7 protein-coding genes and 1 pseudogene are annotated in these 5,517 nt (G+C 70.3%); 2 read left to right on the forward strand and 6 right to left on the reverse strand.

What is annotated here, in order from left to right; all coding sequences use genetic code 11:
* Positions 1-182: hypothetical protein (locus tag AC27KI_RS17880; protein WP_487115044.1), on the reverse strand; the 182-nt coding region annotated here is incomplete at its 3' end.
* 106 nt (positions 183-288) lie between these two features.
* Positions 289-861, reverse strand: coding sequence for a Holliday junction branch migration protein RuvA (gene ruvA / locus AC27KI_RS17885; protein WP_272567143.1), 573 nt, complete (start codon positions 859-861; stop codon positions 289-291).
* A 48-nt stretch (positions 862-909) separates the two neighbouring features.
* On the opposite strand from ruvA, the gene AC27KI_RS17890 reads away from it, so the two are divergent.
* Positions 910-1,869: a PhoH family protein gene (locus AC27KI_RS17890; RefSeq protein WP_487115046.1), complete on the forward strand. Its 960-nt coding sequence runs from the start codon at positions 910-912 to the stop codon at positions 1,867-1,869.
* Positions 1,870-1,913: 44 nt separating this feature from the next.
* Positions 1,914-2,372: an rRNA maturation RNase YbeY gene (gene ybeY, locus AC27KI_RS17895; protein ID WP_272567140.1), complete on the forward strand. Its 459-nt coding sequence runs from the start codon at positions 1,914-1,916 to the stop codon at positions 2,370-2,372.
* Positions 2,373-2,469: 97 nt separating this feature from the next.
* Here the strand turns inward: ybeY and dtd are convergent, their stop codons facing one another.
* From dtd to AC27KI_RS17915, 4 genes and pseudogenes are all read right to left on the reverse strand, one after another.
* Positions 2,470-2,934 carry a D-aminoacyl-tRNA deacylase gene (gene dtd, locus AC27KI_RS17900; RefSeq protein WP_284429503.1) on the reverse strand — a complete coding sequence of 155 codons (465 nt, stop codon included), beginning with the start codon at positions 2,932-2,934 and terminating at the stop codon, positions 2,470-2,472.
* A pseudogene (locus AC27KI_RS17905) lies at positions 2,931-3,890 on the reverse strand (cation diffusion facilitator family transporter). Before AC27KI_RS17905 ends, dtd begins: the two are co-directional and overlap by 4 nt.
* 166 nt (positions 3,891-4,056) lie before the next feature.
* Entirely contained in the window at positions 4,057-4,872 is an 816-nt protein-coding gene (locus AC27KI_RS17910) for an oxidoreductase (RefSeq protein ID WP_284425891.1), read from the reverse strand.
* Between the two features lie 110 nt (positions 4,873-4,982).
* On the reverse strand, positions 4,983-5,517 hold a 535-nt coding region (locus tag AC27KI_RS17915), incomplete at its 5' end, for an amidohydrolase family protein (protein WP_487115049.1).

Below are 5,517 nucleotides of genomic sequence, written 5' to 3' on the forward strand. Positions count from 1 at the left end.
TGCTTGGTGCGGGAAACCGCGGCCTCGGCAGCCGCCGGCTGCACGGCCGAGTCCACCTGCAGCACCTCGGAAGGCGCCGCGCTCACGGTGAAGGCGCCGCCGTCGCCCCCGCCGCACCCTGACACCAGCGACGCCACCACGACCAGCGCGGCTGCGCGCGCCATCCATTTCCCTTTGGCCATCTTTCGTTCACTCCCTTTTTTTGATGGATCGACCCGGACCCGCGCCACCCCGCCCGTGGGCGTGCGCGCGGCGTCCCATTCGTTGTTCTTCGTCAGCCCATGGCCTTCATTTGGCCAGCGCCTTGAGCGCCAGCTTGATCCCGTCGCTCACCCCCACGTCCTGGGGCAGCGCCTTCAGCGCGGCCGCGGCTTCCTTGTCGTTGTAGCCCAACGCCAGCAGGGCCTGCAGGATGTCGGCCTGCGCGTCGCTCGTGGCATGCGCATGGGCGCCGATGTCGGCCCCCAGCTTGCCCTTGAGTTCCAGCAGCAGGCGCTCGGCGGTCTTCTTGCCGATGCCGGGCACCTTCACCAGGCGCCCCGCCTCCTGCAGGGACACGGCCTGCGCCAGGTCGGACACGCCCATGCCGCTCAGGATGGACAGCGCGGTGCGCGGGCCCACCCCGGAGATCTTGATGAGTTCGCGGAACGCCTGGCGCTCCGGCGCCGTGGCAAAGCCGTAGAGCAGCTGCGCGTCCTCGCGCACAATGAACTGGGTGAGCAGGGCCACGCGCTCCCCCACGGGCGGCAGGTTGTAGAAGGTGCTCATGGGCACCTGCACCTCGTAGCCAACGCCGTGGCAGTCCAGCAGCACTTCTGGCGGGTTCTTTTCCAGCAGCGTGCCGGTGAGTTTGCCTATCATTGATGTCCTTCGCCGCACCGTTGCGGCCATCCAACCGGAATTATCCGCGTGATCCTGCGACACACCTTCACCCCCCACAACAACAACCGGCTGTCGCACCTGTGCGGCCCGGCCGATGCGAACCTGCGCACCATCGAGACGGCGCTGTCGGTCAGCATCGCGCACCGGCACGAGCAGTTCAAGGTGGATGGGCCGAAGGCCAAGGCCACCCAGGCGATGGAGCTGCTCCAGGCGCTGTACGAAATGGCCGAGCGGCCCATCGCCGAGGAGCACCTGCAGCTCATGCTGGCCGGCGACAGTTCCATGCTGGAGGCGCCCGGTGACGGCACGGTGACGCTCAACACCCGCCGCGCCGACCTGCGCGCGCGCACCCCCACGCAGAGCAACTATCTGGACAACATCGCCAGCCACGACATCACCTTCGGCATCGGCCCCGCCGGCACCGGCAAGACCTACCTGGCCGTGGCCTGCGCGGTGGACGCCCTGGAGCGCAACGCGGTGCAGCGCATCGTGCTGACGCGCCCGGCGGTCGAGGCCGGGGAGCGCCTGGGCTTCCTGCCCGGCGACCTCACGCAGAAGGTGGACCCGTACCTGCGCCCGCTGTACGACGCGCTCTACGACCTGATGGGCTACGAGAAGGTGCAGAAGGCCTTCGAGCGCAACGCGCTGGAGATCGCGCCGCTGGCCTTCATGCGCGGGCGCACGCTGAACAACGCCTTCATCATCCTGGACGAGGCCCAGAACACCACGCCCGAGCAGATGAAGATGTTCCTCACCCGCATCGGCTTCGGCGCCCGCGCCGTGGTGACGGGCGACGTGAGCCAGATCGACCTGCCCAAGGGCGCGATGAGCGGCCTGATCGACGCCGAGCGGGTGCTCAAGCGCGTCAAGGGCATCGCGATCACCCGGTTCACCACCGCCGACGTGGTGCGCCACCCGCTCATCGCCCGCATCGTGGACGCCTACGATGCCCAGCGCGCGGCGGGCAGCCGCGCAGGGCACTCCTGAATCAATAGCACAACGCCCTAGTGAAACATGCGCCAGAGGCCCAAATGACCCTGAACCATCTGACCCTGTCGCTGCAGTTCGCGCGCTTTCCCGGGGTGCAGGAACACCGCGCCGCCCTGCCCCGCCATGCCGCGGCGCGCTTCATCCGCCACGCGCTGTCCAGCGACGCCGAGATCACCGTGCGCATCGTCGATGCGGAAGAAGGCCAGGCCCTCAACCGCGAGTACCGCCGCAAGGACTACGCCACCAACGTGCTCACCTTCGACTACGCGCAGGAGCCCCTGGTGATGGCCGACCTCGTGCTGTGCGCACCCGTGGTGGCGCGCGAGGCGCGCGAGCAGAACCGGGACCTGCGCGCGCACTACGCCCACCTGCTGGTGCACGGCACGCTGCACGCCCAGGGCTGGGACCACGAGACCAGCGCAGAGGACGCCGACGAGATGGAGGCCTACGAGACGGCCATCCTGCAGGAACTGGGCTTCGACGACCCGTACGCGGGCTGAGTCGAGCACGGCGCGGGCCGCGCCTTACCCGCCGCTGAAAGGCCGGATGGGGCCTCCAAACAACCCCATGCCGTGGTATTGATTGCCTGTTTAGCTATTATTTCGATAGCAAACCATCCACTGGCGCCATGCGCAGCGGGATCGTCACCGGCCCGTCGTTCACCAGATGCACCTGCATGTCGGCCGCGAAGCGCCCGGTTTCCACCACCGGGTGCAGCGCCCGTGCCCGGGCCACGAACAGGTCGTACAGCCGCCGTCCCTCGTCCGGCGCCGCCGCCTGGGTGAAGCTCGGGCGGTTGCCGCCGGAGGTGTCGGCGGCCAGCGTGAACTGGCTCACGACGAGCAGGCCGCCGCCCACGTCCTGCACGCTGCGGTTCATCTTGCCCGCCTCGTCGGTGAACACGCGCAGCTTGAGCAGCTTGGCCAGCAGCCGGTCGGCCTCGGCATCGGTGTCGCCGCGCTCGGCGCACAGCAGCACCAGCAGGCCCGGGCCGATGCGGCCCACGGTCTCGCCATCGACTTCCACGCGCGCTTCGCGCACGCGCTGCAACACGCTCATCATGGTGGGGAATCCTTCGGTTCTTCCAGAAATGCCTCCACCCCGACGGGCAGCAGCTCAATGGTCACGCGCAGCCCGGGCACGGCGCGCATCAGGGCGGCCTCCACGGCGCCGCGCAGCTGGGCGGCGCGCCCCAGGCTCCACTCGGCGGGCACGTGCATGTGCAGGCCGGCAAAGCGGCGCTGCCCGGCCTGGCGCGTGATGAGGTGGTCGAAGCGCACCTGCGGCGCGCCCTGCGCGAAGCCGCGCAGCGCCGCGTCGATGGCCGCCTGCGCCTCGGGCTCCACGGCCGCGTCCATCAGGCCCTGGGAGGCGCGCCACACCATGTGCGCCCCTTCCCGCAGGATGTTCAGCGCCACGGCCATGGCCACCACCGGGTCCAGCCAGAGCCAGCCGGTCGCGCTGGCCGCGCCGATGCCGACGACCACGCCCGCCGAGGTCCAGACATCGGTGACGAGGTGGCGCGCATCGCCCTCCAGCGCCACCGACCGGTGCACGCGCGCGGAGCGGAACATCAGCCAGGCCAGACCGCCGTTGAGCGCCGAGCTGACCACCGACAGCGCCAGGCCCCAGCCGACCTGCTACAGCGGCTGCGGCGAGGACAGCCGGTGCGCCGCCGCCCAGAAGATGGCGGCGGAGGCCCCCACGATCAGAATGCCCTCGAACCCGGAAGAAAAATACTCGGCCTTGTGGTGCCCGTAGGGGTGGTCGTCGTCCGCCGGGCGCTGTGCCACGGTCACCATGGCCAGCGCGAACACCGCGCCCGCCAGGTTGACGAATGACTCCAGCGCATCGGACAGCAGCCCCACCGAGCCGGTGAGGTGCCAGGCCAGCGTCTTGAGCACGATGGTGACCAGCGCCACGGCCACCGAGCCCCACAGCAGCGTGCGGGGCGCGGGCGCGGCAGGACCGGTGCGGCCCGGGGCGCTCGGATCGGAAGGCAGGGGGCGGGAGGGCATGGGCTGGCAAGGAAAGCGCCGGGGCCGCCATTCTGCCCCGAACGGCGCCATCCCGACCCGCCGGCGGCCTGCCACGGCGAGCCCGCCACGCCCGCGAGGCCCCCATCCACTGCGGCCTGGCCGGCACCCGGAAGGGGATGAGAGAGAGCGCTCGCGCCCGCCCGGCTCAGGCCGGCAAGCCGTTGAACTTGCGCAGCGTCTTGTCGACCAGCCCTTCGGGCAGATAGCGGCGCAGCGAGCGGACCTGGGTGGACTGCTTGCCGGCCGAATAGCGCAGCTTGGGCCGGATGGCCGTGGCGGCCTTCACGACGGCGTCGGCGACGATCTGCGGCGCATCGCCCGCCTCCACCCATTGGCGCATGAGCGCTTCGCTGCGGGCGCGATCGTCGGCATAGTCCGCGAGGGGGCGGTCGGCGCGCGACAGGTTTTCCTCGAAGGCCGTGCGCGTCACACCGGGCTCCACCAGAACCACGCGGATGCCGAACCGGCGCACTTCGTGGTCGAGGGATTCCGAGTAGCCCTCGATCGCGTGCTTGGTCGATGCGTAGAAGGCGTTGAAGGGCGCCGGAATCAGCCCCAGGATCGAGCTCATGTTGATGATGCGGCCGCTCTTTTGGGCCCGCATGAGCGGCAGCACCGCGTTGACGACGCGGGCGACGCCGAAGACGTTGACGTCGAACAGGCGCTGCGCCTGCCCGATCGAGGATTCCTCGGCCCCGCCCAGCAGGCCCACGCCGGCGTTGTTGACGACCAGATCGATGCGCCCTGCCCGCCTGGCCACCTCGTCCACGAGGCGCTGGACCGACGCCTCGTCGGTCACGTCGCAGGCCAGCATCGTGACGCCGGCGGGCGGATCGGCGGGTGCCTTGCGGCTGGTGCCGAAGACCTGGTAGCCCGCCTGCACCAGGGACCGGGCGGTCACGAGCCCGATGCCCGACGACGCCCCCGTCACGACGGCGATACCCCTGTTCGTCTTGCGCATTGTTTTCCTTTCGTCATGGGCCGGATGGCCGACGAAGGGATATTACTATCGAAACAGTATTAAGTCACTACTGAAAAGATATTTTCTAAGGCACGTCGGGGCGGCGTCCGTCAGGCATACAGCCGCGAGGCGTTCTGCCGGACCGTGCCGGCCCGGTCCGGGCCCAACGCCTCCACCACCGGCTGCCACACCGAATCGTAGGCCGGCATGGCGTCGGCGGCGAACGACGTGTGCGGCCAGTCCGAGCCCCACACCAGCCGCCCGGGCGCCAGGTCGGCCACACGCCGGACCGTCTCCTGCAGCGCGCCGTAGGGCGCTTGCGCGCGCAGCCGGTACCAGCCGGACAGCTTGATCCACGCGCCCTGCGCGGCCAGCGCCGCGAGGGCGCTCCATGCCGCGTCGTCCGCCGGCAACTCGGCATGCAGGCCCGCCAGGTGGTCGAGCACGCAGGCCACGCCGGTCCGGTCGTGCAGCGCCGCGATCTCCGCCAGATGCTCCGGGCCCGCGTACCACTGCACGTGCCAGCCGCGCTCGCGCAGGCGTGGCGCCAGGGCGCGGAACGCCTCGGGCCCGTTGCCCACCGGCGAAACGCGGTTGAAGCGCACGCCCCGCACGCCCAGCGCGTGCATGCGGTCCAGCAGCGCG

Source organism: Acidovorax sp. KPB24-03 (genome assembly GCF_057546605.1).

Excerpts from the sequence above, each read along its gene's own strand:
- AC27KI_RS17910 (WP_284425891.1), bottom strand. The coding sequence starts at position 4,872 with ATGCGCAAGACGAACAGGGGTATCGCCGTCGTGACGGGGGCGTCGTCG.
- ruvA (WP_272567143.1), bottom strand. The coding sequence starts at position 861 with ATGATAGGCAAACTCACCGGCACGCTGCTGGAAAAGAACCCGCCAGAA.
- dtd (WP_284429503.1), bottom strand. The coding sequence starts at position 2,934 with ATGATGAGCGTGTTGCAGCGCGTGCGCGAAGCGCGCGTGGAAGTCGAT.
- ybeY (WP_272567140.1), top strand. The coding sequence starts at position 1,914 with ATGACCCTGAACCATCTGACCCTGTCGCTGCAGTTCGCGCGCTTTCCC.